21 protein-coding genes and 2 pseudogenes are annotated in these 23,848 nt (G+C 71.8%); 9 read left to right on the top strand and 14 right to left on the bottom strand.

Translation table 11 applies throughout. The features are described from left to right. Positions 1-454 precede the first annotated feature (454 nt). Both ACH4KB_RS29690 and ACH4KB_RS29685 read left to right on the top strand, forming a co-directional pair. Positions 455-1,252 (top strand): helix-turn-helix domain-containing protein, encoded by a 798-nt coding sequence (locus ACH4KB_RS29690; protein WP_398068914.1) that lies wholly within the window; start codon positions 455-457, stop codon positions 1,250-1,252. Then, on the top strand, positions 1,236-1,454 hold the full coding sequence (locus ACH4KB_RS29685; protein WP_398068913.1) for a DUF397 domain-containing protein: 219 nt from the start codon (positions 1,236-1,238) through the stop codon (positions 1,452-1,454). Before ACH4KB_RS29690 ends, ACH4KB_RS29685 begins: the two co-directional genes overlap by 17 nt. 237 nt (positions 1,455-1,691) lie before the next feature. On the opposite strand, the gene ACH4KB_RS29680 is transcribed toward ACH4KB_RS29685, so the two are convergent. The 9 genes and pseudogenes from ACH4KB_RS29680 to ACH4KB_RS29640 form a co-directional block, all read right to left on the bottom strand. Beyond that, a complete protein-coding gene (locus tag ACH4KB_RS29680; RefSeq protein ID WP_398068912.1) occupies positions 1,692-3,017 on the bottom strand; it encodes an LAETG motif-containing sortase-dependent surface protein in 1,326 nt (441 codons plus the stop codon). A gap of 258 nt (positions 3,018-3,275) precedes the next feature. Next, entirely contained in the window at positions 3,276-4,436 is a 1,161-nt protein-coding gene (locus ACH4KB_RS29675) for a hypothetical protein (RefSeq protein WP_398068911.1), read from the bottom strand. A 396-nt stretch (positions 4,437-4,832) separates the two neighbouring features. Beyond that, on the bottom strand, positions 4,833-5,318 hold the full coding sequence (locus ACH4KB_RS29670; protein WP_398068969.1) for an ATP-binding cassette domain-containing protein: 486 nt from the start codon (positions 5,316-5,318) through the stop codon (positions 4,833-4,835). 85 nt (positions 5,319-5,403) lie between these two features. Continuing rightward, positions 5,404-5,592 (bottom strand): annotated as a pseudogene (locus ACH4KB_RS29665) (site-specific integrase); the annotation flags it as partial. Continuing rightward, positions 5,570-5,812, bottom strand: a pseudogene (locus ACH4KB_RS29660) (transposase); the annotation flags it as partial. The pseudogenes ACH4KB_RS29665 and ACH4KB_RS29660, both read right to left, overlap by 23 nt. A 235-nt stretch (positions 5,813-6,047) precedes the next feature. Next, positions 6,048-6,743: a fascin domain-containing protein gene (locus ACH4KB_RS29655; protein WP_398068910.1), complete on the bottom strand. Its 696-nt coding sequence runs from the start codon at positions 6,741-6,743 to the stop codon at positions 6,048-6,050. A 366-nt stretch (positions 6,744-7,109) separates the two neighbouring features. Then, positions 7,110-9,821: a DUF6493 family protein gene (locus ACH4KB_RS29650; protein ID WP_398068909.1), complete on the bottom strand. Its 2,712-nt coding sequence runs from the start codon at positions 9,819-9,821 to the stop codon at positions 7,110-7,112. After that, positions 9,818-11,200 carry an SWIM zinc finger family protein gene (locus tag ACH4KB_RS29645; protein WP_398068908.1) on the bottom strand — a complete coding sequence of 461 codons (1,383 nt, stop codon included), beginning with the start codon at positions 11,198-11,200 and terminating at the stop codon, positions 9,818-9,820. The genes ACH4KB_RS29650 and ACH4KB_RS29645 overlap by 4 nt, the downstream gene beginning before the upstream one ends. A gap of 168 nt (positions 11,201-11,368) precedes the next feature. Then, complete coding sequence (locus tag ACH4KB_RS29640) at positions 11,369-11,782, bottom strand: MerR family transcriptional regulator (RefSeq protein WP_398068907.1); 414 nt, start codon at positions 11,780-11,782, stop codon at positions 11,369-11,371. Positions 11,783-11,915: 133 nt separating this feature from the next. Here ACH4KB_RS29640 and ACH4KB_RS29635 point away from each other — a divergent pair, with 133 nt between their 5' ends. The 4 genes from ACH4KB_RS29635 (at position 11,916) to ACH4KB_RS29620 (ending at position 15,314) form a co-directional block, all read left to right on the top strand. Further along, positions 11,916-12,992, top strand: coding sequence for an alkene reductase (locus ACH4KB_RS29635; protein ID WP_398068906.1), 1,077 nt, complete (start codon positions 11,916-11,918; stop codon positions 12,990-12,992). Positions 12,993-13,199: 207 nt separating this feature from the next. Then, positions 13,200-14,135, top strand: coding sequence for a phosphatidylinositol-specific phospholipase C domain-containing protein (locus ACH4KB_RS29630; protein WP_398068905.1), 936 nt, complete (start codon positions 13,200-13,202; stop codon positions 14,133-14,135). Positions 14,136-14,294: 159 nt separating this feature from the next. Next, positions 14,295-14,741, top strand: a complete 447-nt coding sequence (locus ACH4KB_RS29625) for a helix-turn-helix domain-containing protein (RefSeq protein WP_398068904.1) — start codon at positions 14,295-14,297, stop codon at positions 14,739-14,741. Between the two features lie 18 nt (positions 14,742-14,759). After that, positions 14,760-15,314 (top strand): PIN domain-containing protein, encoded by a 555-nt coding sequence (locus ACH4KB_RS29620; RefSeq protein WP_398068968.1) that lies wholly within the window; start codon positions 14,760-14,762, stop codon positions 15,312-15,314. A gap of 18 nt (positions 15,315-15,332) precedes the next feature. Here ACH4KB_RS29620 and ACH4KB_RS29615 read toward each other — a convergent pair whose 3' ends face one another. The 5 genes from ACH4KB_RS29615 to ACH4KB_RS29595 form a co-directional block, all read right to left on the bottom strand. Continuing rightward, on the bottom strand, positions 15,333-16,691 hold the full coding sequence (locus tag ACH4KB_RS29615; protein WP_398068967.1) for an ATP-binding protein: 1,359 nt from the start codon (positions 16,689-16,691) through the stop codon (positions 15,333-15,335). A 92-nt stretch (positions 16,692-16,783) separates the two neighbouring features. Further along, positions 16,784-17,518 (bottom strand): response regulator transcription factor, encoded by a 735-nt coding sequence (locus tag ACH4KB_RS29610; protein WP_398068903.1) that lies wholly within the window; start codon positions 17,516-17,518, stop codon positions 16,784-16,786. Positions 17,519-17,588: 70 nt separating this feature from the next. Further along, positions 17,589-18,632, bottom strand: coding sequence for a S1C family serine protease (locus tag ACH4KB_RS29605; RefSeq protein WP_398068902.1), 1,044 nt, complete (start codon positions 18,630-18,632; stop codon positions 17,589-17,591). 139 nt (positions 18,633-18,771) lie between these two features. Beyond that, complete coding sequence (locus ACH4KB_RS29600) at positions 18,772-19,812, bottom strand: LacI family DNA-binding transcriptional regulator (RefSeq protein WP_097868102.1); 1,041 nt, start codon at positions 19,810-19,812, stop codon at positions 18,772-18,774. Between the two features lie 23 nt (positions 19,813-19,835). Continuing rightward, a complete protein-coding gene (locus ACH4KB_RS29595; protein WP_398068901.1) occupies positions 19,836-20,642 on the bottom strand; it encodes a winged helix-turn-helix domain-containing protein in 807 nt (268 codons plus the stop codon). Positions 20,643-20,940: 298 nt separating this feature from the next. On the opposite strand from ACH4KB_RS29595, the gene ACH4KB_RS29590 reads away from it, so the two are divergent. The 3 genes from ACH4KB_RS29590 to ACH4KB_RS29580 are packed head-to-tail and all read left to right on the top strand — an operon-like array spanning position 20,941 to position 23,715. Further along, entirely contained in the window at positions 20,941-21,858 is a 918-nt protein-coding gene (locus ACH4KB_RS29590; protein ID WP_398068900.1) for an alpha/beta hydrolase family protein, read from the top strand. A gap of 59 nt (positions 21,859-21,917) precedes the next feature. Continuing rightward, positions 21,918-22,172, top strand: coding sequence for a MoaD/ThiS family protein (locus tag ACH4KB_RS29585; protein WP_397924959.1), 255 nt, complete (start codon positions 21,918-21,920; stop codon positions 22,170-22,172). Positions 22,173-22,182: 10 nt separating this feature from the next. Further along, the gene (locus ACH4KB_RS29580) at positions 22,183-23,715 is read left to right on the top strand and encodes a hypothetical protein (RefSeq protein ID WP_398068899.1); all 1,533 of its coding nucleotides are present in this window, start codon (positions 22,183-22,185) and stop codon (positions 23,713-23,715) included. Positions 23,716-23,848: the final 133 nt, after the last annotated feature.

Genomic DNA, 23,848 nt, shown 5'->3' with positions numbered 1-23,848 from the left:
GCGCCTCTCGGTCTGCCGGTGCCCACAGGTCTTGGTGTCGGTCTCGGTCATCGCGCCTTCCCGACCGGTAGGACCACGGGGGACCGCTTCCCTTTGCTGCGGGTAGCCGGTGACGGCCACCGGGCTCATCCACGGGCAGCGCGCGCGGCGGGGGTGCGTGGGAGGGCACGGCAAGCGTCGCGGACTGCGCAGCTCGTCGCGCACCCGCTCAGCGTCTCGGACCTTGCCGTCTGCCGTCTGCCGCTTGCCTGCCGTAGTCATGCCAGCTCCGAACCTTGGCCGTTGCGTCCCCGTGGGGGCGGGCGTCTCTGGTGTCCCCACCATTGCCAAAAGAACGAGTCAGGTACACGGACCGCACGTGACCAAATACCCTCAGTGGACAAGCTCTTGAGAGGCGGTCAGTGCGATGGAGCTAGAGCCGGACGAAGACGCAATGCCCGCTACACCTGCGGGGATGCTGGCCACACGTGCGGCACGTGCACGGGCCAAGACAGGTCTCTCGCTGCGCGCGCTCGCCGAGAAGCTGGGGTACCCACACACGTACCTGAGCCGGGTCGAACGCGGGGAGCAACTCCCGTCCGAGGCGCTGGCAGAAGCCCTCGACGACTTCTACGAGGCGGACGGGTTGTTCACCGACTTACTCGTTGTGGCCGTCGCGGCTGAGGTCCCGGTGTACGGGCGCAAGGTACTTGAGGAGGAAAAGCGAGCTGCACGCATCCAGACGTTCAACAGCAGCGTTGTTCCTGGCCTTTTGCAGACGGAGCCCTACACGTCTGCTCTCTTCACCGAGTCCATGCCGGGCAAGGATGCCGAGAAGGTCGCGCTTCAGGTGGCCATGCGCTCACACCGCCGGGCGGTGCTGGACTCTGCCGCACCTCCGCTGTACTGGGCCATCATGGACGAAGCGGCCCTACGCCGGCCGGTGGGCAGTCCAGCGATCATGGCCGAGCAGATCCGGCACATACTCGACGTGATCGAAAAGAACAGTGCAGTCCGGGTGCAGGCGCTTCCCTTCTCCCGTGGAGTCCATCCCCTGTTGGGCGGTAGCTTGAGCTTGCTCACCCTTCGGGATGGCGTGACCTTCGCTTACGTCGAGTCGTTCGCGTCTGGCACGTCAGTGGACACCCCGGCCGCTGTACTGGAGTTGACGACGCTCCTAGACATTGCCCGGTCGAAGGCCCTCGACAGCGGGGAGAGCGTGTCTCTGTTCCACAAGTACCTGAAAGAGTATGAAAATGACATTGACTCCTGATGAGAACACGCCGCCTCCGATCTGGGTGAAGAGCAGCTACAGCAACGGCCAGGGGGCCGAGTGCATCGAATGGGCACCAGAGCACGCAGCGGCCACGGGTGAGTTCCTGGTCCGTGACAGCAAGGACCCGAACGGCCCGCACCTGGCCCTGACTCGTGACGGGTTCGCCGGCCTCGTGGAGTTCGCCAAGAACCGCGGGTGACCCGCGCCCCACCGGCCCCGAGTGACCGGCCCTCGCCACGCGGCGGGGGCCGTTGTCACGTCAGGGAGCTTCTGTGGCCCCGGATCTAGCCCGCCCTCGAGGGCACAGGCAGGACACACGGCCACAGAAGATCACGGAAAACTGCTGCAACTACCAAAAGTAGTTTCCCCAGGTCAGAACACCTATTGCCGCGTCTGTGCAGGCCAAAGGATCACGAGGAGATTCCGTGACCTGCCGTCAGGCGTCGGAACCGGCCTTCCGGCGGCGGACGACGAACACCGCCGCCGCGCCGAGCAGCACGGCCGCACCGCCCGCGAGAGCGATCGAGGTGGTGGCGGAGGACGACCCCGTGGCGGCGAGGCTGCCGTCCGTGCCCGTCTTCGCCGGGGTGCCCGACGCCGAGCCCTGCGGCTGGTGGCCGGAGCCCTTGTCACCGGGCTTCGTGGTCTTGGCGGGCTTGGGCTTGGCGTCCTCGGTCTTGCCGGGCTTGCTGCCCGCGGCCTTCACGTCGAACTCGTACTGGTCCGCGCCGGGCGTCCCGCCGCAGGAGCCGTCCTTGTTGTAGAAGTGGGCCGCGATGAAGGCGACACCGTTGCCGGCCGGGGTGGCCTTGTCGAGGGTGAGGCGCATCTTCAGGTCGGTCCCGGTGTGTGCCTTCAGCGCGCCGACGGCGTCGATGTAGTCGTCCTTGACGTTCTTCCACTTCGGGGAGGACTCGGAGGACCACTGGAGACGGAAGAACTTGCCCGTGTCCTTGAGACCGGTCTTGTCGGTCGCGTGGACTCCGACGTACGTGATGATCTCGTCCATGTGCCGGTCGGAGCCGTTGGTCACCCGGAGGGAGAAGGCGGTGGTCGTCCCGGCGACGAGCTTGGTCGGCAGGCCGGTCACCACGGCGGTGAGGTCGTTCTCGGGCTCGCAGTCCTCGCCCTCCTCCTCGGCCTCCTTCTTGGCCTGGGCCAGCGCCGCGTCGGCCGCGATCTTCGCGGCGAGCGCGTCTTCGAGGGCCTTGTCGGCCACGCCGGCGGCGCGGAACGCCTCGATCCGGGCCTCGGTGACCGCCTCGCGGGCGTCGGCGGCCTTGGTGTCGGCGGCGGTCTTGGCGGTGGCAGCCGCCGTCGCGGTCGACTGGGCCTCGGAGAGCGCGGTCGCCGCGGCGGTCTTCTGCTCCTCGGTGGCCTCGGCGGGCAGCTCGGTGATGGCCGTCTCCGCTTCGGTCACCGCCTTGTCGGCGGCGTCCTTCGCGTCGGCGGCGAGCTTCGCGGCCTCCTTGGCGGCGTTGGCGGCGGCCACGAGGGGGTGGCTGTCCTCGGACAGTTCCTGAAGGGCCCTGCGCACCGTGATCTGGGCCTTGTCGCGAGCCTTGACGGCCTCTTCGTACGCCTTCTGGGCCTCGGCGGCGGCCTTCTCCAGCTCCTTGATGGTCGGCTTGTTCTGCTTGTTCTGCGTCTGCGTCTGCGTCACCGGCTTGGTGTCGGCGAACGCGGGGGTGACGGAGAGCAGCACGACGGGGGCGGTCACGGCGGCGGCGACGGCGGTGGCGAGAGCGCGGCGAATCTTCACATGATCCCTTGGTTGGGGTCCGAACGGAGAAAAAAAGCTGTGGGGCGGCTGCCACGGCGGAACATTCACGCGGGCGACCTGTGCCGATCGTATGGGGACCCTGTGAGGGGGGCGGGGCATTATTCCGGGCCCGGGGGCGGGGCGGCGCCCCCGGGAGCGGACAGACGTCACCAAAGCGCGCAGTTGCCCCCGGATTCCGTCTTTTCGCTGTGACGAAAGCCATGCGGCCGTGCCGTCCGTGCCGGTGCGCCCGTCAGGTCAGGCTGCGGCCGCTCGTGTGTCGTCGCTCCGGTGCGTGCGGTGTTCTCGGCAGTCGCGGCAGTGGCCGGGGGTGGGGGAGCGGAAGGCGCGGTCGCAGTCGTCGCAGGTCTGGAAGGGCGTGACGGTGACGCGGGGGCGGGTGGGGACGGTGAGGTCGCGGACGCCGGGGAGCGGTGGGGGCAGGAGGGCGGTGAGCCGGTGCTTGAGGAGCAGGGCGGGACGCCTGAGGGGGTGGGGCAGGTCGGTGGTGAGGGTGCGGCGGATGGCGTCGGGATGGGCGGCCCGTTCGAGCCAGGCCGCGACGCCGGGGGCCAGTTGACGGATGTCGGTCTCGGAGAGGGTGAACTCCGGTGTGTGACGGCGTAGGTCGCTGAGGAGCGCGGTGGCGGCGCGGTCGAGTTCCGGGGTCAGTTCGGCCGGCTGGGGGAGAGGCGGGGGCGGTGGCTTGGGTGCGGTCGGGTTCGGGACCAGCGGTACGGGGAGTGGGGCCGCCGGGGGCGTTACGAAGGAGGGCGGCGGCGGTACGGGCGGGAGCTCGGGCATGTCCGGCTCCGGCCCCGGCGGGGGCGGGGGTGGGGGCGAGGGTGCCGGTGCCGGAGCGGGAGTCGGGGCCGGGGCGGGAGCGGGAGCGGGAGCGGGAGCGGGAGCCGGGGCCGGGGCGGGGGCGGGCACTTCGCTCGGTGCCAGTGCCAGTGCCGGTGCCAGTGCCGCTGCCGCTGCCGCTGCCGGTGCCTGGGGTGTGGCTGTTGCGGCGGGTTGTCGCGGGATCGCCGTCGGACGGGGGCGTAACAGCGCTGTGGGCTGGTTGCAGAAGACCGTGCGGGTGACGGTTCGGCCGCTGGGCAGGCGGTCGCGGACGCGTTGCAGGTAGCCGAAGGCTTCCAGTTCCCGCAGGGCGGCTGCGATGCGCTTCTCGCCTTCCCGGCAGCGGGCGGCGAGGGCCTTGATGCTGACCTCCACGCCCTGGGGCAGCGACTGGATGCGTACGGCGATGCCGACTGCGGTGCAGCTGAGGTCGGGGTGCTGGGCGAGGTGGTTGCCGACGACGGTGAAGCGGTCGGTGTGCGGGATCGCGATGTGGATCACGCCTCGGGCCGGGAGGGGCCCGGGAATCTCTGCCAGGGCGCGCGTGAGCGCAGTATTCTGCTGGGTATCCATCGGGGAAGCGTCTTCTTCCGTGGTGGCCAGGCCCTCGGTTGGGATTGCAGTCCCGGTCGGGGGCCGACGTATGTCGGGTGGGGTGTTGCTGGCGTGAGCATATGCCGGACAACCCGCCCGAAAGCGAGCTGAGTTGGAAAACCTCACCCGTGCGGGTGACGAGCCCCTGGGATGCGTCAGGTGGTCGCCGGGGTGGGTCGGGTGGGGTTCTCTCTCTTGTTTCTTTAGGTAGTTGATGTCGCGCTTCACCAGGTCGCGGTCGAGAACGATCCGGTCGGCGGTCGACCGGCACGCACCAGGTCGCGGCGGCGCGCGACCCGGTCGGAGCAGCCCTTCTGTGAGCGTGCTCATCGGCCGGGACCGCACCGCATGGTGCAGCTGTTTCTTCGGGAGATCTCACGCTCGGCCAAACGCTGCCCCCCTGCCGACCCCCGCACGTCCGCCGGTTGCGCGGCAACGTCGAAGCCGTTCACGCTCGTCGCCCCCCGCATCGGTTTTCAGGAGCGTGGCGAGGATCCTCACGGTCGTGGTCTTGCCCGCCCCATTGGAACCGAGCAGGGCGAAGGGTTGACCCAGCGTCAAGGTCAAGCCGGTCCCGATCGAAGTCCGTATCGGACCGTTGCGGCAGTTCAGCCTGACCAACGCGAACCATCCCCACCACACGGTGCGGACCCGGGAGCCTCGCTCCAACCTGTGCTGGCACAACACTGACAGAGGAGCGGGGGCGCGATCGGCTGGCCCGCCCCCGCCCGTCCTGCGGTCAGCAGGGTGTCCGGTCGGGTCGATCAAGCCGCTCACGCCCAGCACGTTGTTGTCCTTCGCGGTGGCTTCTGCGTGGTTGGCCTGCACGACTTCGAGTGAGGACGGCGTGCCGTTCAGCATCTCCGTCACGTTCGCGGTGTCGGCGGACAGGGTGACTGGGCTGCCCTTGTAGTCGGGCTCCGAGTACAGCGTGACAGTGGACAGGCATCAGCCCGGAGGCGCCGTGCTCGCCGAGGTGGGTCAGGGAGGAGCGCCGGTACTCGTACAGATCCCAGCCGGTGCCGACCCCGGCGAGCGCGGTGTGCTGGTCGAGCAGCGCGCGGGCCTGCCCGTACGAGAGGCGGGCCGGGCCGGTGTCCGGGCAGACGTCTCGCGGCAAGTCTCTGTTCCCAGGTGCCGTCCACGGCCCATCTGAGCAGCCGCTTGTGAGCGGTTGGGAATGATCCCAGCTCGTCCGGCAGGTCCCGCCAGGGCGAGCCGGTGCGGTACTTCCACGCGATGGCCTCCACAGTCCGACGATGGTCGGCCCATCGCCGACCACGGACCGGATCAGCTGGCATCAACGGCTCGATCCGGTCCCACATCGCATCAGTGATCACCCGCCGAACAGACACATCCGATCAACCGGCGAGCAGATCAAGGAGACACGCTCTTGGTGCCGATCTGTGCCGAGTTCACCACGGAGTAGCCCCCCGCCGCAGGCGCCGCGTCAGTTCGGTGCCCCGCAGGGCAGTTGTGCTCGGGGAAGCCTGTTACGAGTCATGACACAGGCGGACCAGAGCACCCTTTTCGCCCAGCCCCGGCCCGGCCCCCGTCCTGGTGCTGGAGAGGGCCGGGCCGCGGGCGGTGTCAGCCGACGATGTTGTACAGGTCGAACTGCTCCCAGGAGCCGGTGATGTCGGCGGAGCGGGCGCGCAGCGTGTACTGGAGCGAACCCGTGTAGCTGTTCTCCATCGCGACGAAGAGGTTGTTCAGGGTGGACCGGAGCGCGTAGAGGTTCAGGTCCTCGTTGTGGTAGATCACGAAACGCTCCCAGCCGCCGGCGGTCGTCGAGCGGGCCCGCAGCACGTTCTGCGCCTGGCCGGCGAAGTTCTTTTCCACCGCCACGTAGCGGTTGTTCGCGAGAGACTTGATGGCGATGGTCTGGCTGGCCTCGTCCCATTCGAGCGCGAAGCTCTCCCAGGCGCCGAAGACGTGAGTGGAACGGGCGCGCACCGCTCCGGTGTTGGGCTCGGCGTAATTGATTTCGGTGACCGCGAACTTGCCGTTGCGCACCGACTTGATGGCCATGGGGCCGGACTCGTCGGCCGGGGCGGCGGCGCTTCTGCCGGAGGTGGAGAGGGTCTGCTGTCTGTCGGAGGCGTCGGCGATGCGCGCCAGGTCGGCCCCGTCCACCTTCTCCCAGCCCGCGGGGACGCCGCCTGCGGAGACTTCGCTCGCGGAGGCGCCGGCCGCGCGGTCGTTGTGCGGGGCGGCTCCGGCCGCCGGGGCCGCCAGGACGGAGGCGGTCAGCAGGGCGCTCAGAGAAAGGAGGGTGGAGGTCATGCGTCGCACAGGTCTTCCTCGCTTTTCATTGCCGCGCCTTCCGGAATCCGGAATACGCGGAGGGTGGAGAGAAAGGGTCCGGGCGTCGTCGCTCGCTCGCCCGCCGGGAACCCCGAAGTGGCCCCAGCGTAAGGGCAGTTCGCGATTCCCGGCAAAGGATTTCATAGCGTCACGGGAATTCCGGAAAAGGTCGTGCTGAATATGCTCTTCCGCTGTTATCCGTTAACCTTGATTCGTCAGCGGGGTTCGGTGGCTGACTTGCTCCGCAGTTCGCCTGTAATGTCCTCGGGTCACGCGGCCGGCGGATAAACCCGAACGTCCTTCTGAAGGTGACCGCAGCCACCACCTTCTTGGACGCGGACGTGATCAGCGCCGCAGCACGTCGCGCAGGAGCCTGGCGTTCTTCATGGTCTGGCTCGAACCTCTGCGCGCGGCCATCTCGTCGACCTCGGGGATGGAGCCCTTGGCTTGGCAGTGGGCGGCGCACTCGACGGCCAGTGCCAGGATCGCTCCCGCTCCGTTGACCGCTTTGCCGCGCAGCAGGGCGGGCAGGGCGGCCTCGAGTATCGACCAGACGGTCGCCCAGGCGCCGGTCTCGGCCGCCGCGCGCAGTACGGCGGTGGCCCGGGTGGGGGTTCTCAGCAGCGCCTGCAACTGTCCGGCGAACAGCCGGGCGTCCAGCTGCCCCTGCGCGGCGAGGACCAGCAGGGCGTCGACCACCGCGTCCGCCTCCTTCGGGTTCCCGTCGAGCCGCCGCGCGATCTGCCAGTGCGTGGCGTAGCCCGCGGTGCCGTGCATGTCCATCAGTCGCGGGAGCAGGCGGGGGTCCGGGAACATGGCCGGCGTGACCATCTGGGGACTCCTTGTGTGCGCGAGGCGTGCGGCCATCTCGTCGCGGTGGTGCGGCAGCTGCGCGAGCCAGAACGCGCCCGCTGAGGCGGTGTACGGTCCGGAGGGGCCGAGGAGGGCCGCGGCGACCGGCGGGAGAGGCAGGTCGTGGTCGGTACGGGGATCTGCGGGAGCCCACCGTCCCGGCTCCGCGCCGGTCGGGTCGTCGGCCGGCCACTTCTCGGGTGTCGTGTCCCGGTGGGGTGCGCCGCCCTGGTCCAGCCACCGTGCCAGTCGGCGGCCCGCGTCCGAGCGGAGTGCGCCCGCCGCGTCCCGCACCCGCTCGTCGTCGGTGGGGGTGGCCCGCAGCAGGGCCTGGGCCAGGTCGATGGGTGCGGGGGTGATGCCCAGGCTTTCGAACTCGGCGATCCGCTCCGCCAGGGTGGCGGCGTCCACCGCGCCGTTGGCGTGGGTCGGCAGGGCCAGCAGGTAGGGCTGCGCGCCGGACCCGATCAGTTCGATGGCCTCGGTGAGCCGCGCCTTGAGCAGGTCGTTGGGTGGGGTGGCTATCGCGGCCCAGAAGGCGCGGAGGTCCGGGTCCTCGTGGCGGAGGCGGATGTGCCATGTCCTCGGCTCGTCACCGCGCACCGCGGCCGCGACGTCGTACACGTCGAGCTGCGCGTCCAGTGGCGTCCAGCTCCAGCGGCTGCCCGGCAGGCCCAGTTTCCGGCGCATGACTGGTTCGAGCGCTTTGGACAGGGTGCTGCGGTCGAGGCGTGCGTGGCGGACGAGGCCGTCCAGAGCACGCTCGAAGGCCACCACGTTCTCGCGGTCGGCGAGCAGCACCGAGACCTCGGGGGCGACCTCGGCTGCCGTGGCGATGGGGTGGACCGGTGCCGGCTCGGGCACCTCCGGCAGGATGTCGCGCAGCGACTCGTCGGACGGTCCGGCAGACGGTCCGGTGGCGTCCCGCCCCGGCGGGCCGAGCAGTTCGGCGGCGCGCGCGGTGAGACCCGGGCTGAGGGATGCGGTGGCCTCGCGAAGGCCGGACAGCACCTGCTCGTCGGCCACCGCGGGCAGGTGGCGGGCGACCACGCGGAGGGCGCGTTCCTGGAGGCCCACGTCGGAGTGCTGGAAGGTGAGCGCCACGTCGGTCAGGACCCCGTTGGCGCGGGTGGCGTCCCGCTTGGCCACCCGGTCGAGCCAGGCGAGCTGGGCGCGCACCAGTTTCTTCTCCGGGCGGAGCAGGACGCGTTCGCAGATCTCGGTGAGGACGTCGGCCTCCAGCAGCCCCGCCCCGTCGAGACCGATGAGGACCTCCTGACCGTAGGCGGCGACCAGGGACGAAAGGTCGAGCATCGCGATGTGGTCACGGAGCAGGGGCGCGTTCTCGGCCGGGGTGAGGGCGAGGGCTCGCAGGTCGGTGAGGGGACGCGGATTGTCCCGGAGCACGTCCGGTATCAGGGAGCCGGCGAGTTCCGCGCGGGTGCGTGCCACGAGGTCCTGTTCGCCGGGGTCGAGGGACTCCCCGGCCAGCAGCTTCTCCGCCACCTGGGCCGCGGGGGTGCGGTGGGTGAGATCCAGGAAGGTGCGCCGGCTCAGCACGTCCCGGTCGATGACGCCCTTGGCAGCGAAGGCGGCGAGCTCCTTGCGATAGCCGGAGACTTCGACCTTTGGGCTTGCCACGGCGAGCGGGAGGAGTGCCGGGGTGAAGGGGTCGTTGCGCAGCCGTGCGAGGAGGTCGCCGTCACGCCGGCCACCGAGCACGTGGTCGGGGCGCCTGGGCCGCCAACGGCGGTCGGCCCGGTGCATCAGCCACTGCCTGATGAACTCGTCGGAGGTCGGCAGCGGACAGCCGGTGTCCAGGATGATGTGCTCGGCCAACTCGAACAGCAGGCCACTGTGGAGGCTGCCCCACCACGACTGCGTGGCGATGCAGGCGACCAGCTCCCCGCGCCACTCGGTGGAGTAGAAATGCGCGATGTCCACCATCCAGCCACAGGTCGAGGTCAAGTAGGTGGCGTTGGCCAACCAGTCCACTGCGTCCCGGGGGCTGGGTCTGCTGCCCATCCGGGCGGCGGCCAGGGCCTCCCACTGCGGGCTGGGGACGCCCCACTTGTTGCCGAGCCCCGGCTCGAAGTGGGCGTCGAGCGGGGCGGCCTGGGCGGCTCGCTGGTCCGCGGTGAGTTCACGGAGTGTCCCGAGCACCCCCTGGAGGTCACCGGCTTCCACGAGTTCGATCAGGTTCATCGTGCCGATTCCCTCTTCATGTCGTCGCGGACCATGCTGGCCGCGAGCACGTGTTTGCAGGGTCCGCGTCCGCCCTGGTATCTCGCCCACCACAGGCAGGTACAGCTCGGCCGGCCCGCGTCGTCGACGCGGACCATGTGGGTGTGGTCGTCCTTCCTGACCCAGGCGAGCGTGCCGTCGAGCCTGACGGCGCCCTCCGCGACCAGGGTCCGCGCACCGAGCAGCCGGGGGTTGCGGGCCTCCGCGTCACCGGCCGAATAGGGCAGGTGACGGTGGAAGTACGCCTGTTCGGCGAGGTCGTAGCCGATCTGCCCCGAGGTCCCGAGCACCGTGAGTGCCGCGCGGACCCGCTCGGGCGGGAGCCCGGCCTGGGCGGCCAGCACGGCTATGTCCAACGTCGGCTCCCAGGCGAGGAGTTCCGCCACCTGCTCGGCGTCGCGCGCCGCGGGCCCGGTGGCGAGGTCGTCGAGGACGCCGCCCTCGCCGGAGAACCCGCGCGAGGCGCTCGGCGAGAGCAGCAGCGTCAGCCGCATGCCGGGCAGCCCGACCTCCCAGGCGACGGCCGTGCCCTCGCCCTTGGCGGTCTCGGGGGCGTAGAGCCGCACACCGGTCGCGTACCGCAGCACGGGTATCAGGCCGGCCAGCCGCTCAGCACCGGGCAGGCAAACGGCGCCGGGCGCCGGTCTGCTGACGGCGCGTAAGGTGCGCCCGGTGGGTAGGACCCAGCGCGTGGTGCGGGCACCGGAGCCGAGGGTGAGGCGTGGCAGGGAGCGCAGGACGGCGGCCGCCTGCGCGGGCGGCACCTCGGCGCGCAGATCGAAACCGGCCCCGAGCACCTGGGCCTCGGCGAAGCCGCGCAGCCAGCGCTGCGGGAGGGGGACTTTCTTCTCCACGAAACGGCCCTCGAAGGTGGTGGCCTCCACACCCTCCGGACCCACGCGCAGGTGAAGCGGTTCGAGGCCGCCGAGTTTGGCGAGAGCCTGACGCAGCGGGACGTTGATGTCGACGTTCGTGGTGCCGTGGCCGACGTCGTCGCCGTCGAGGCCGGGTGCGAGGACGTCCAGACGCGCGTAGAGGCCGCAGCAGCCGGAGAACGACTCCATCCGCAGGCGGTCCCCGCCGGCGGTGACCACCGGGTCGAGCGAGGCGGCGGAGCTGGGCCGGTAGTAGCGGGTGGCCGCGACGTCCGCGACCGCGAGGAGCGCCGTGGCCGCGGCGGTCGGGGCGGTCAGGAACCCGTCGAAGAAGCGGGGGTTGGCCTGCTCACCGCCGGGTGTGGCACCGCCCGAGGTTTCCAGGGCGAGGCTGCGGCCGGAGGGGGACTCCCGCACCGCGGACGCGCCCAGATAGGCGTAGGACTGGGTCAGTGCTGTGCTCACGTCCGCAGGCTACGGCCAGGCACTGACATTGCTGACCTCGCGCTTCCACGAAGCGGGCTGCTTGAAGAAGGCGTTGATCCCATTCCGCTGAATAGACGAGGTCAAGAAACCGGGGTCAGAAACCGGGGTCAGAAACCGGGGTCAGAAACCGGGCTCAAGAAACCGTGATCAAGAAAGGTGACCCGCTCCGTCTTTGTTGCGGACACTTTGCGCCGCCCCCGGGCGCAGCGTGCTGCGGTGGGCCCGGTTGACGGCCATCAGGGCGTCCAGGGCGTCCCGGGTGGAGCGGAGGTCCTCGATGTGCGCGGAGAGCCGCTCCCGCTCGTGCTCCATCCGCTCCATCGCCGCGTCGGAGGTCTCCTCGCTGGGCGCGTCGACGCAGGGCAGCAGCTCCATGATGGTGCGGCTGGACAGGCCGGCGGCGTAGAGCCGTTGGATGAAGTGGACCCGCTCGACCTCGGCGTGCGTGTAGTGCCGCTGGCCGCTCGGGCTGCGGCTGCTCGTCAGGAGCCGCTGCTCCTCGTAGTAGCGCAGGGACCGGACGCTGGCCCCCGTGACGGCCGCGAGTTCTCCGATGCGCATGGTGTGGCCCCTCCGCTCCCCGCCGAGAGGGTCGCCGTACGGGCTTGCCCCTCACATTGATGTCAGGTTTTAGCGTAGCGCCGTACCCGGTTCACGGGTGCCTCGGAGCTGATGGAACCAGGAGATCCGCGCTATGGAGCAGAGCCTTTTCGACAGCTACCGCCTCGGTGACCTACGGCTGCCCAACCGGGTGGTGATGGCGCCGATGAGCCGTGTCCGGGCGGCCGCCGGAGGGCTGGCGACACCGTCGATGGCCACGTACTACGCGCAGCGGGCCACCGCCGGGCTCATCGTGAGCGAAGGGGTGCAGCCGAGCCTGGTCGGGCAGTCCAACCCCGGTACGCCGGGACTCCACACCGACGAGCAGGTCGCCTCGTGGCGGCCGGTGACCGCCGCGGTGCACGCCAACGGCGGCCGGATCTTCGCCCAGATCATGCACGGCGGCCGGGTCTCGCACCCGGACACCAACGGGCTGCGGCCGGTCGGGCCCTCCGCCGTCGCGGCGACCGGCGAGGTGTTCACGCCGACGGGCCCGCAGCCCGTGCCGGTGCCGCGCGCCCTGGAGACGGCCGAGGTGCCCGAGCACGCCGAGTCCTACGCCTCGGCTGCCCGCCGGGCCGTCGACGCCGGGTTCGACGGCGTGGAACTCCACGGCGCCAACGGCTACTTGATCTCCCAGTTCCTCTCCTCGAACGCCAACCTCCGCACCGACCGGTACGGCGGGTCCCTCGCCAACCGGGTGCGGTTCGCCGTCGACGCGATGGCGGCGACCGTCGACGCCGTGGGCGCGGCCAGGACCGGCATCCGGCTCTCGCCGGGCGGGGCGTTCTGGGGCGTCGAGGAGCGGGACGTGCCCGAGCTCTACGCCCTACTGCTGCGGGAGTTGGCGCGTCTGGAGCCGGCCTACGTACACCTGGAGGCCACGGCCGACGAGGAGGTGCTGGTCGCCCTGCGCCGTGCGTGGCCCGGCACTCTGATCATGAACCCGGTGCATCCGATGGGGGCCAAGCGCGCCGGGCGTTCCGACGCGGACCGCTGGCTCGGGCTGGGCGCCGATCTCATCAGCTTCGGCCGGGCCTTCATCGCCAACCCGGACCTGGTCGAGCGGATGCGCGCCCGGCTGCCGATCGCTCCGGAGGACGAGGCGACGTACTTCCAGGGGGGTGACACGGGGTACGTCACCTATCCCTCGTACCAGCACGCGGGCTGAGCCGGGGCGCGCCGGCACGGGGGCTGAGCCGGGGCGTACCGGCACGGGGGGCTGAGCCGGGGGACGTGGCCCGGGGGCCCACCTCCGGAGGAGGCCGGAGGCGCCCGCCCTCTTCCAGAGATGACGTGTTCCCGTCAGAATCCAAGGGCTCGGGGGCCAGACACCCCCTGCCCCCCCCATGCCCCACGGCCCTTGGAGGCACCCGCCATGTCCAGCCCCAGCCCCGCGCGCACGACCGGCCCCCCGCCCCGGCCCTCCCGCAGGGGCTTCCTGGCCGGCGCCCTCGCCGTCTCCGCCACCGCGATCGTCGGCGCGGCGCCCGCCGTCGCCGCCACGCGGGAGGCCGGCCGGGCGGCCCGGGGGGCGCAGGACTGGATGGCCGCCCTGCCCGACGGCACCGCGCTCCGGCGGCTCACGATCCCGGGCACCCACGACTCGGGAGCCCGGTTCGGCGGTCCCTGGTCGGAGTGCCAGAACACCACGATCGCCCAGCAGCTGGCCGGCGGTATCCGCTTCCTCGACGTACGGTGCCGGCTCATCGACGGCTCGTTCGCGATCCACCACGGGGCCTCGTTCCAGAACCTGATGTTCGGCGACGTCCTCGTCGCCTGCCGGGACTTCCTCGCCACGCGGCCGACCGAGACCGTGCTGATGCGCGTCAAGCAGGAGTACTCCTCGGAGGGCGACGCCGCGTTCCGGGCGGTCTTCGACGACTACCTGGACGTACGCGGCTGGCGGTCGCTGTTCCGCCTCGACGCCACCCTGCCCGACCTCGGCGGGGCCCGGGGCAAGGTGGTGCTGCTCGCGGACAACGGAGGGCTGCCCGGGGTCCGGTACGGGGACCAGGCCCTCTTCGACATCCAGGACGACTACATGGCGGAGCCGTTCGCCAAGTACCCGAAGATCGAAGCCCAGTTCCGGCGGGCGGTCCAGCAGCCGGGCAAGTTCTTCATGAACTACGTCTCCACCGCCGCCCTGATGCCGCCCCGCTGGAACGCCGACCGGCTCAACCCGCAGGTGCACTCCTTCCTGGAGCGCGCGGAGACCGCCGGATGGACGGGGCTCGGCATCGTCCCGCTGGACTACCCGAACCAGCGGCCCGGCCTGGTGGAGTCGCTGATCCGGCACAACCCCACGGGGTGAGGGGCGGTCGGCCCTGAATCACATCCCCGGCGGCGGCGTAGGCGCCCCCGGCAGCGTGAGCGCTGCCACCCTGCCGGGGCCGGGGTCCGGGGTCGGCGCATCCGTTTGCGTTTCTTTCGAATTGTGCGATGCTTGGGTCACCTCAAAGGAGACAGAGCTATGCATAGCACTGCGGAAGACCGCACCCTCCTGCCCGAGCACCGTGAGGAGATCGCCGAGCTCCGGTCATTCCTCGACCGGACGCCGGCCGCCGGCGAGCCTGCTTTGCTGCGGGGCCCCGACGGCGACACCCACAGCCTGCCCCCAGAGGTCTACGAAGCGCTCATGGTGGTAGTGCGGGCCTTGGCGGCGGGCAAGGCGGTGACCGTCGCACCGGTGAACACGACGTTGACCACGCAGGAGGCCGCCGACCTGCTGGGGGTCAGCAGACCGACCTTCGTCAAAATCCTCGACGACGGGGGTCTGCCGTTCAACAGGCCGGGACGGCACCGCAGGGTGCTCTTGGCGGATGTCCTCGCGTACAAGGAGCGGCGACGCTCGCAGCGCCGCCAGGGGCTCGACGAGTTGACCAGGCTGACCGAGGAATCCGGCCTCTACGGTGACTGACCACCCGATCGTGCCGAGCTGACTGGAGCGTGTGCAGCGCGCCGTTCTGGACACCTGTGTCCTGTTTCCGAACTATCTCAGGGACACCTTGCTGCGCCTGCGGAGGCCGAGCTCTACGAACCGCTCTGGTCGGCGGACATCCTGGACGAGCTGACCAGGAACGTTGCCGTACGGATCGGGGACCCGAGGGCCAAAAGGCTCGTCGACGCCATGACCGGCGCGTTTCCGGAGAGCTTGGTGACGGGGTACGCCCCGCTCATACCCGTCATGACGAACGACCCCAAAGACCGTCATGTCCTGGCGGCGGCGATCGGCGGAAACGCGCATGCCGTCGTCACGCTGAACCTGAAGGACTTTCCCGCGGCGGCTTCCGAGCCTTACGGGATCGAGGTGCTCCACCCCGACGATTTTCTCCTCGACATGCTCGACCTTGTTCCGGTGGAGTTGTACGCCGCCCTGCACACCCAGGTGAGCGGATACCGCAAGGAGCCCCGCGACCTCCATGGGTTGCTCGACAGGATCGGCGCGGGGGGCGCTCCCCAGTTCGCCGCAGAGGTCCGTCGTCGTCTGTGAGCCACCCGGCCCGCCGCCTCACAGCCCCGGCGGCGGCGTAGGCGCCCCCGGCAGCGTGAGCGCCGCCACCGTGCCGGGGCCGGGGTCCGGGGCCGGGCGCAGGGCGATCGTGCCGCCCGCCTGGTGCACCGTACGGGCCACGATGGACAGGCCCAGGCCCGAGCCGGGGAGCTGGCGGGCGGTCGGGGAGCGCCAGAAGCGTTCGAAGACGTGCGGGAGGTCCTCGGCGGGGATGCCGGGGCCCCGGTCCCGGACCGTCAGCTCGCCCCGGTGCAGCCGCACGTCGACCGTGCCGCCCGGCGGGCTGAACTTCACCGCGTTGTCCAGGACGTTGACGATCGCCCGCTCCAGGGCGGCCGGCTCCGCGCGCACGTACCAGGGGGCCAGGTCCTCCGTGATCGTCAGCTCCGGGCCGCGCAGGCGGGCGCGGCGCAGGGCGGTGCGGGTGGTCTCGTGCAGGGCCACCACCTGGAGCGGTCCTGGCTCGGCCGCGTCCGGGCGGGCCAGTTCCTGGAGGTCGCCGATCAGCGCGGCCAGCTCCGTCATCTGGGCCTTCACCGAGGCCATCAGCGCCCTGCGGTCCTCCGGCGGGATCATCCGGCCCGTCTCGTCGCTGCGGGCCAGCAGCTCCACGTTCGTCCGGAGCGAGGTCAGCGGGGTGCGCAGTTCGTGGCCCGCGTCCGCGATCAGCTGGGCCTGGCGGTCGCGCGAGGAGGCGAGCTGGGCCGTCATCGAGTTGAACGAGCTGGAGAGCCGGGCGATCTCGTCCTCGCCGTCCACCGGGATGCGTACGGTCAGATCCTCGGTGCGGGCCACGTGTTCGACGGCCTCGGTCAGTTCGTCGACCGGCCGGAGCCCGGCGCGCGCGATCCACAGCCCGGCCGCGCCCGCCCCGACGACACCGATGCCGGAGGCGGCGAGCAGGACCCAGGCCAGCTGGTTCAGCGGATCGGTGACCTGGGCCATGGGGACGGCCACGGAGACCGCGAGGCCCGGCCGGTCCGGACCGGCGGGCGAGGTGTGGACCCGCATCTCCGTGCCGTCCTCGGCCGTCGTGGTGTGCGTCGCGTCCTCGCGCAGCCCGGCGGCGACGGCCCGGTCGGTGGCGTCGATCGGGATGGCGGACCTGCCCGGCACCGTGCACGGCTTCGCCCCTACGGACGGCACGAGCTGGATCGTGTACGGGCCGGTCACGACCTGGAGGTCACCGGGCAGTCCGCTGGTGCAGGACGCCGTCAGCAGCCTGATCGCGTTCTCGTTCGGCTTGACCTGGGACAGCGTCGTGTCGAGCTGCTCGGTCAGCCGGTCCCGGGTGGTCAGCCAGCAGGCCGCGGCCACCGCGGCGACCGCCACCGCGACCGCCGTCGCGACCAGCATCGCGAGCCGGGAGCGCAGCGGCAGCGCCCGGAACCGGCGCAGCGGGCTCACGCCGGCCCGCTGCCGGCCGTGCGCGGTGGGCGCCGGACCGCTCACGCCTCCCCGCTCCCGCCCGTGCGCAGCGCGTAGCCCACCCCGCGCACGGTGTGGACGAGGCGCGGCTCGCCGCCCGCCTCCGTCTTGCGGCGCAGATACATCACGTACACGTCCAGGGAGTTGGAGCTCGGCTCGAAGTCGAAGCCCCAGACGGCCTTGAGGATCTGTTCCCGGGTCAGCACCTGGCGCGGGTGGGACAGGAACATCTCCAGCAGCGTGAACTCGGTGCGCGTCAGCTCGACCCGCCGCTCGCCCCGGCTGACCTCGCGGGTCGCCAGGTCCATCCGCAGGTCGGCGAAGAAGAGCACGTCGTCGTCGGGGGCGTCCGCGCCCGCCGCCGAGGCGTAGGAGCTGCGGCGCAGCAGGGCCCGGATGCGGGCGAACAGCTCGTCCAGCTCGAACGGCTTGACCAGGTAGTCGTCCGCCCCGGCGTCGAGACCGGTGACCCGGTCCCCGACGGTGTCGCGGGCGGTGAGCATGAGGATGGGCGTGGTGGAGCCGGTGGCCCGGATGCGGCGGGCGGCGGTGAGGCCGTCCATCCGGGGCATCTGGATGTCCAGGACGATGAGGTCGGGGGCGTAGGCCTCGGCCGTCGCCAGGGCGTCGTACCCGTCGACCGCGACCTGTGTCCCGTATCCCTCGAAGGCGAGGCTGCGCTGGAGCGCCTCGCGCACGGCCGGCTCGTCGTCGACGATCAGGATGCGCTGGGGATCGTCTTCGGCGGGGCTCATCGCTGTCTCGTCCTCTTCTCGTGTCGACCTGGTCCGTCCGCCCTGTGGGGGCGCTCTCAGCCTCGCACGGTCAGGCGCCGTTCCCCGCGCGAAGGGTGTCCAGGTCGGCCTTGAGGGTGTCCACCGGGATGGCGAAGCCGAGGCCGACGCTGCCCGTCGCGGAACCGCTGCCCGCCGCCGAGGAACTCGGCGCGTACATCGCCGAGTTGATGCCGATGATCTCGCCGTCCATGTTGATCAGCGCACCGCCGGAGTTGCCGGGGTTGAGCGACGCGTCGGTCTGGAGCGCCTTGTACGTGGTCGTCTCCTCGCCCGTGTCGCCGTTGAACTGCTGTCCCCCGAACTCGAACGGCCACTGCTGCCCCCCACCCTGCCGGCCCTGCCCCTGCCCCGAGCCGCCGGAGTCGTCCTTGGCCACGGTGACGTCCCGGTCGAGCGCGGAGACGATGCCGCTGGTGACGGTGCCGGTCAGGCCCTCGGGCGAGCCGATCGCCACGACCTGGTCGCCGACCTTGACCTGCGAGGAGTCGCCGAGCGTCGCCGTCTTCAGGCCGCTCGCGCCCCGGAGCTTGATGAGCGCGAGGTCCTTGTCGGGGGCGGTGCCCACGACGTCGGCCGTGTAGGTCTTGCCGGTGGAGAGGGTGACCTGGATCTGCCGCGCGCCCGAGATGACGTGGTTGTTGGTGACGATCTCGCCGTCCTCGGTGATCACCACGCCCGACCCGGTGGAGCTGCCCGCCGACGACGCCGCGCCGATCTCCACGATCGCGGGCGAGACCGCCTCCGCGACGCCCGCGACGGTGCCCTTGCTGGACTGCGAGACGGTGGTGCCGTTGACCGCGCCGCCGGAGCCGGTGGCCCCGGAGCCCCCGCCGTTCAGCTGGCCGACGAGGGTCGCGGTGCCGCCGCCGATCACGCCCGCCGCGATGGCCACCGCCGCCAGCAGCGCGACCGGCCGCTTCGCCCGGCGCCGGTTGGTGGGGGCGTACGGGGGCGGCGGCGGGTAACCGCCCGGGGCGCCGTCGTACGCCGTGCCGTAGCCGTAGCCGTACGGGGTCGGGTCCTGGTCCTGGTCCGTGGTGTACGCGCCGCGGGGGCGAAGGTTCTCCGTCATGTCCACCAGGCTGGTCAGCGAAGATGAGAAGGGCCTGAGTACGTCCTGAGAAGCCCGGAAGAACCGCGTATGCCCGCTGTAAGGGCGGAAGGTCCGCCGAGCGGGCGGTGTAAGGGCGGAAGGTCCGACGAGCGGGCGGTCAGGCGGACGCGGGGGGCTCCCCGCAGCCGCACGAGCGCCGGACCACCAGCGCGGAGGGGAACTGCTTCAGCCGCTCGCGCCGCGACCCCGAGACCCGCAGCGAGTCGTCCAGCACCAGGTCCACCGCCGCCCGCGCCATGGCCGGGCGGTCGGAGTGGACCGTGGTCAGCGGCGGATCGGTGAGGCCGGCTTCCTTCACGTCGTCGAAGCCCGCCACCGCCAGCTCGCCCGGCACGTCGATGCGCAGCTCGCGGGCGGCCCGCAGCACGCCGAAGGCCTGGTCGTCCGTGGCGCAGAAGATCGCCGGGGGCCTGTCCGGGCCCGCCAGCAGCCCGAGGGCCACCTGATAGGCGTCGTAGCGGTTGTACGGGGCCTGGAAGAGCCGGCCCTCCGTGGAGCGGCCCGACTCGTGCATCGCCCGTCGCCAGCCCTCGACGTGGTCGGCGACCGGGTCGCCGACCACCGGGGTCTCCTCCGTGCCGCCGAGGCAGGCAACGTACGCGTTGCCGTGCTCCAGCAGATGCCGGGTGGCGAGCTGGGCGCCGCCCACGTCGTCGGTGACGACGGCGACGTCGTCGATCGCCTCGGGGCGCTCGTGCAGCAGGACGACCCGGGCGTCCCAGGCCTCGATCTCGGCGGCGGCGCGCTCGCTGGGGCCCTGGCTGACCAGGATCAGCCCGGAGACGCGCATACCGAGGAAGGCCCGCAGATAGTGGACCTCGCGCTCGTCGCGGTAGTCGGAGTTGCCGACGAGCACCATCTTCCCGCGCTCGGCGGCGGCCTGTTCGACCGCGTGCGCCATCTCCGCGAAGAACGGCTGCCGGGCGTCCGGCACGATCATCCCTATGAGGTCCGTGCGGCGCGAGGCCATGGCCTGGGCGACCCGGTCGGGCCGGTAGCCCAACTGCTTGATCGCGGCGAGCACCCGCTCGCGCGTGGCCGGGGCGACCGGCCGGGGTCCGTTGTTGATGACGTAACTGACGACCGCGGTCGACGTCCCCGCCAGTCTCGCCACATCGTCCCGCGTCACCTTGGCCACGCGCGCAGTCTACGCGGATGGACCTAGGGCGTGGCAGCCTCTACCGGGGCTTCTTCCGGCACCGTGGCCGAAGAGGACTGCTCCGATCGGGCGACGGGGTCGGCCGCCTTCTGCCGGGCGGCGGCCCGGTCCTTCGCCTCCTCCGCCGCGCGCTCGACCTTCTCCGGCGTGACGAAGCGGTAGCCGACGTTGCGCACGGTGCCGATCAGCGACTCGTGCTCGGGGCCGAGCTTGGCGCGCAGCCGCCGTACGTGGACGTCGACCGTCCGCGTACCGCCGAAGTAGTCGTAACCCCAGACCTCCTGGAGGAGCTGGGCGCGGGTGAAGACCCGGCCCGGGTGCTGGGCGAGGTACTTCAGCAGTTCGAATTCCTTGAAGGTCAGGTCCAGGACCCGGCCCTTGAGCTTCGCGCTGTACGTCGCCTCGTCGACGGAGAGATCACCGTTGCGGATCTCCATCGGGGAGTCGTCGGAGGTGATCTGCCGGCGGCCCATGGCCAGCCGCAGCCGGGCCTCGACCTCGGCCGGTCCCGCCGTGTCCAGCAGGACGTCGTCGACGCCCCAGTCGGCGGTGACGGCCGCGAGACCGCCCTCGGTGACGACGAGGATCAGCGGACAGCCGGGTCCCGTGGACCGCAGCAGCTGACAGAGCGAGCGGACCTGCGGAAGGTCGCGCCGCCCGTCGACGAGGATCACGTCGGCGCCCGGGGTGTCCACGAGGGCCGGGCCCTCGGCGGGGGCCACCCGCACGCTGTGGAGCAGGAGCCCGAGGGCGGGGAGCACCTCCGTCGACGGCTGGAGTGCGTTCGTCAGAAGCAGCAGTGAACTCATCGCCGGCCACCTGCCTGGTTCGGTCGATCATGTTGCACGGTTCGCTCGCCCATTACGTCGGTCCTCCTCGTTCCCTGCGAGAGGGGCACTCCCGGGCCGGGCCCGGGGGAGTATGCGGCACTGCTTCGTACGTCATGCGGTCATGCGGTCATGCGATCCGCGTCATGCGGTTTCACGGTGCGGTCCCGCGCCCTGGGACCGCTGAGCTTGTGGAAACGTCTTCGTAACAACGCGGGTAAAGCACAAAAGGACCCGGGGGCTGCATTGCCCGGATCCTCTTCGCAGCAGAATAGCCCACATGAGTTCCGCGTCCGAGGGCCGATTCCCGAGTTCCTCTGTTCCCTTGCTCACGCGCCCCCCACGCTTCGCCACGTTGCTGACGGATGACGGCGTACCGGTCGAGGCGGTGTACGAACCGTGTACGGCGGGTCCCGGGACGCCGGAGGACGGAGCGTTCGAGGGGCCTGCGGCGTCCCCCGCGATCGTCGTCGCACACGGGTTCACCGGCTCGGCCGACCGCCCCGCCGTGCGCCGCGCCGCGCGGGTCTTCGCCCGGCGTGCGGCCGTGGTCACGTTCTCGTTCCGGGGCCACGGGCGGTCCGGCGGGCGCTCCACGGTGGGCGACCGCGAGGTGCTGGACCTGGCCGCCGCGGTGGCCTGGGCGCGGGAGCTGGGGCACTCCCGGGTGGTGACGGTCGGGTTCTCGATGGGCGGCTCGGTGGTGCTCCGGCACGGCGCCCTGTACACGGCCACATCCGTGACGGGGCAGGCACCCGTTCGTGTACCGGCGCACGCGGGGCGCATGGGTAGTTCGGGGGCGCACTCGGACGCGGTGGTCTCCGTCAGCGCTCCCGCCCGGTGGTACTACCGGGGGACGCCCTCGATGCGCCGGCTGCACTGGGTGGTCACCCGCCCCACGGGCCGCCTCGTCGGCCGCTACGGACTCCGTACCCGCATCGCGACCACGGACTGGGACCCCGTCCCGCTCTCCCCGGTCGCCGCGGTCCCGTTCATCGCCCCGGCTCCCCTGCTGCTCGTGCACGGCGACCGGGATCCCTACTTCCCGCTGGACCATCCGAGGATGCTGGCCGAGGCGGCCGGGCCCGGTGGCGCGGAGCTGTGGCTGGAGCGGGGGATGGGCCACGCCGAGAACGCGGCGGACGATGCCCTGCTCGCCCGTATCGCCGACTGGGCGACGGCCGCACCGCCCGCGTGACCCATCATGGAGAGCTGACGCACGAGGCGTCCGACGAACCGACCCGAAGGAGTGGCGCCATGGCAGCGGGGACGATCCGCTACTGGGCCGCGGCGAAGGCCGCGGCGGGCACCGCGGAGGAACCGTACGCGGCGGAGACCCTCGCCGAGGCGCTCGACGCGGTGCGCGAGAGGCACCCCGGCGAACTGAGCCAGGTGCTCCGGCGGTGCTCGTTCCTCATCGACGGGAACCCCGTCGGGGCCCGTGGGCATGAGACCGTACGCCTTGCCGAGGGCGGCACGGTCGAGGTGCTCCCGCCGTTCGCAGGAGGGTGAACCGCAGGCCATGAGCAGCAGCGATCAGCAGTACCCGTATCCGTACGACCCCGAGCGGCAGCAGCAGCCGGCGTCGCCGCACTGGCCCGACGGGACGGCCGGGCAGTCCGCCGCGCCCCAGGACCCGGACGCCTTCGACCAGGGCGGGACGCAGACGTGGCAGGCGCCGACCTGGGACACGCAGTACCAGCCGACGATCCGCCCGGGCGGGGAGCGACAGCACCGGGCGGGGGAGCAGGGGCAGGGTTACGGGCAGGGGCAGGGTTACGGGCAGCCGCAGCAGCCGGGTCCGTACGGGACGCCGGAGCCCGATCCGTACGGACGGCAGCAGGCGGGGCCGTACGCGGTGCCGCAGCCCGATCTGTACGCGACGCCGGAGCCGGATCCGTACGCGACGCCGGAGCCCGATCCGTACGGACGGCAGCAGCCGGGGCCGTACGCGGCGCCGGAGCCGCACCACCCTCCCTACGAGCAGCAGTACCAGGGTCCGCAGCAGCACCCGCAGCACCCGCAGCAGTCTCGTGAACCGCAGCAACAGGGACAGGGGCAGGGGCACGGGCAGGGACAGGGGCAGCCACAGCAGCCGTACCGGCCCTCGGCGGCTTCGGCGGCCGACGCCGCGTACCTCCCGCCCCAAGGGGCCTCAGGGGCCTTCCCGCTGCCGCCCGAGGCCCCGGCCGCGCCCGTGGCCCCCGCGGCACCCGTGCCCGCCCCCGCGCCCGCGACCGTGCGGCCGGAGCCCGGCGACACGGACTACAGCGCGCCCACGACGCTGGGCAACGCCCGGATCACCGACGCCCAGCGGGCCCGCGCGGAAGGGCGTTCGCCGATCATCGCGCCGGGGATGCAGCCCGCCGCGCTCACTGCCGTGCTCGGCCTGCTGCTCGCGGGGGGCGCGGCGCTCGGGCCGTACGCGCTGCTCGTCCCGGTGGTGCTCCTCCAGGCGGTGACGGCTGCCGGATGGTTCCGGCTCAACGGCATGTGGCCCGCCCGCCAGGGCATCGCGCTCGCCTTCGCCGGGGGCCTGGTCGCCGACGTCGTGCTGCTCGCCGCGGGCCGGGAGCACGGCCCCGCCGCGCTGCTGGGCACCCTGGGCGTCTGGGTGCTGCTCACCGTGGTCCTCCAGCTCCGCAGCCACGCGGGGGCCGACGAGCGGATGTACGGCCTGATGGCCACGGTCGTCTCGGCGTCGCTCGCGGTGCTCGCGGGCGGATTCCTCGCGGCGGCCCCGGACGCGGTGACGGTCGGCGGGGCGGCCGTCGCGGCGGCCACGCTCGTCCGTGCCCTTCCCCTGCCCGGCATCGCCTCCCTCGGGGTGACCCTGCTCACGGGTGCGGGTGTCGGCCTCGTCTTCGGCAACACGACCGACTTCGGGGCGAAGGGCGTGCTGCTCGGTCTCGCGGCGGCCGGGTGCGCGCTCATCGGGCTGCGGGTGGCGAGCTACGACTACCCGTCCCGCTTCGTGCACATGACCGCCGGGGTGGCCCTGCCGCTGACCGTGGCGGCCCCGGCCGTCTACCTGGTCGGCCGCGCCATCCTCTGACCGCCGCCCGGCCACCGTCGCCGACCGGCGGGCGGCCACCGCTCGACCGGCGTGCGGCCGCCGCACGGCCCGCCGGTCGACCACCGCACGGCCACCGTCGCCGACCGGCCCCCGGGAACCGATCGGGGGCCGT

The sequence above is a fragment of the Streptomyces sp. NPDC017520 genome (genome assembly GCF_044329855.1).
GTDB lineage: Bacteria > Actinomycetota > Actinomycetes > Streptomycetales > Streptomycetaceae > Streptomyces.
This window is presented reverse-complemented; position numbering and strand designations above follow the sequence as displayed.

Coding starts and splice junctions, on each gene's coding strand:
- ACH4KB_RS29685 (WP_398068913.1), top strand. CDS start 1,236: ATGACATTGACTCCTGATGAGAACACGCCGCCTCCGATCTGGGTGAAG.
- ACH4KB_RS29675 (WP_398068911.1), bottom strand. CDS start 4,436: ATGGATACCCAGCAGAATACTGCGCTCACGCGCGCCCTGGCAGAGATT.
- ACH4KB_RS29650 (WP_398068909.1), bottom strand. CDS start 9,821: ATGAACCTGATCGAACTCGTGGAAGCCGGTGACCTCCAGGGGGTGCTC.
- ACH4KB_RS29580 (WP_398068899.1), top strand. CDS start 22,183: ATGAGCAGCAGCGATCAGCAGTACCCGTATCCGTACGACCCCGAGCGG.
- ACH4KB_RS29605 (WP_398068902.1), bottom strand. CDS start 18,632: ATGACGGAGAACCTTCGCCCCCGCGGCGCGTACACCACGGACCAGGAC.
- ACH4KB_RS29625 (WP_398068904.1), top strand. CDS start 14,295: ATGCATAGCACTGCGGAAGACCGCACCCTCCTGCCCGAGCACCGTGAG.
- ACH4KB_RS29635 (WP_398068906.1), top strand. CDS start 11,916: ATGGAGCAGAGCCTTTTCGACAGCTACCGCCTCGGTGACCTACGGCTG.
- ACH4KB_RS29610 (WP_398068903.1), bottom strand. CDS start 17,518: ATGAGCCCCGCCGAAGACGATCCCCAGCGCATCCTGATCGTCGACGAC.
- ACH4KB_RS29690 (WP_398068914.1), top strand. CDS start 455: ATGCTGGCCACACGTGCGGCACGTGCACGGGCCAAGACAGGTCTCTCG.
- ACH4KB_RS29655 (WP_398068910.1), bottom strand. CDS start 6,743: ATGACCTCCACCCTCCTTTCTCTGAGCGCCCTGCTGACCGCCTCCGTC.
- ACH4KB_RS29670 (WP_398068969.1), bottom strand. CDS start 5,318: ATGCTGAACGGCACGCCGTCCTCACTCGAAGTCGTGCAGGCCAACCAC.
- ACH4KB_RS29615 (WP_398068967.1), bottom strand. CDS start 16,691: ATGCTGGTCGCGACGGCGGTCGCGGTGGCGGTCGCCGCGGTGGCCGCG.
- ACH4KB_RS29590 (WP_398068900.1), top strand. CDS start 20,941: ATGAGTTCCGCGTCCGAGGGCCGATTCCCGAGTTCCTCTGTTCCCTTG.
- ACH4KB_RS29595 (WP_398068901.1), bottom strand. CDS start 20,642: ATGAGTTCACTGCTGCTTCTGACGAACGCACTCCAGCCGTCGACGGAG.
- ACH4KB_RS29630 (WP_398068905.1), top strand. CDS start 13,200: ATGTCCAGCCCCAGCCCCGCGCGCACGACCGGCCCCCCGCCCCGGCCC.
- ACH4KB_RS29640 (WP_398068907.1), bottom strand. CDS start 11,782: ATGCGCATCGGAGAACTCGCGGCCGTCACGGGGGCCAGCGTCCGGTCC.
- ACH4KB_RS29585 (WP_397924959.1), top strand. CDS start 21,918: ATGGCAGCGGGGACGATCCGCTACTGGGCCGCGGCGAAGGCCGCGGCG.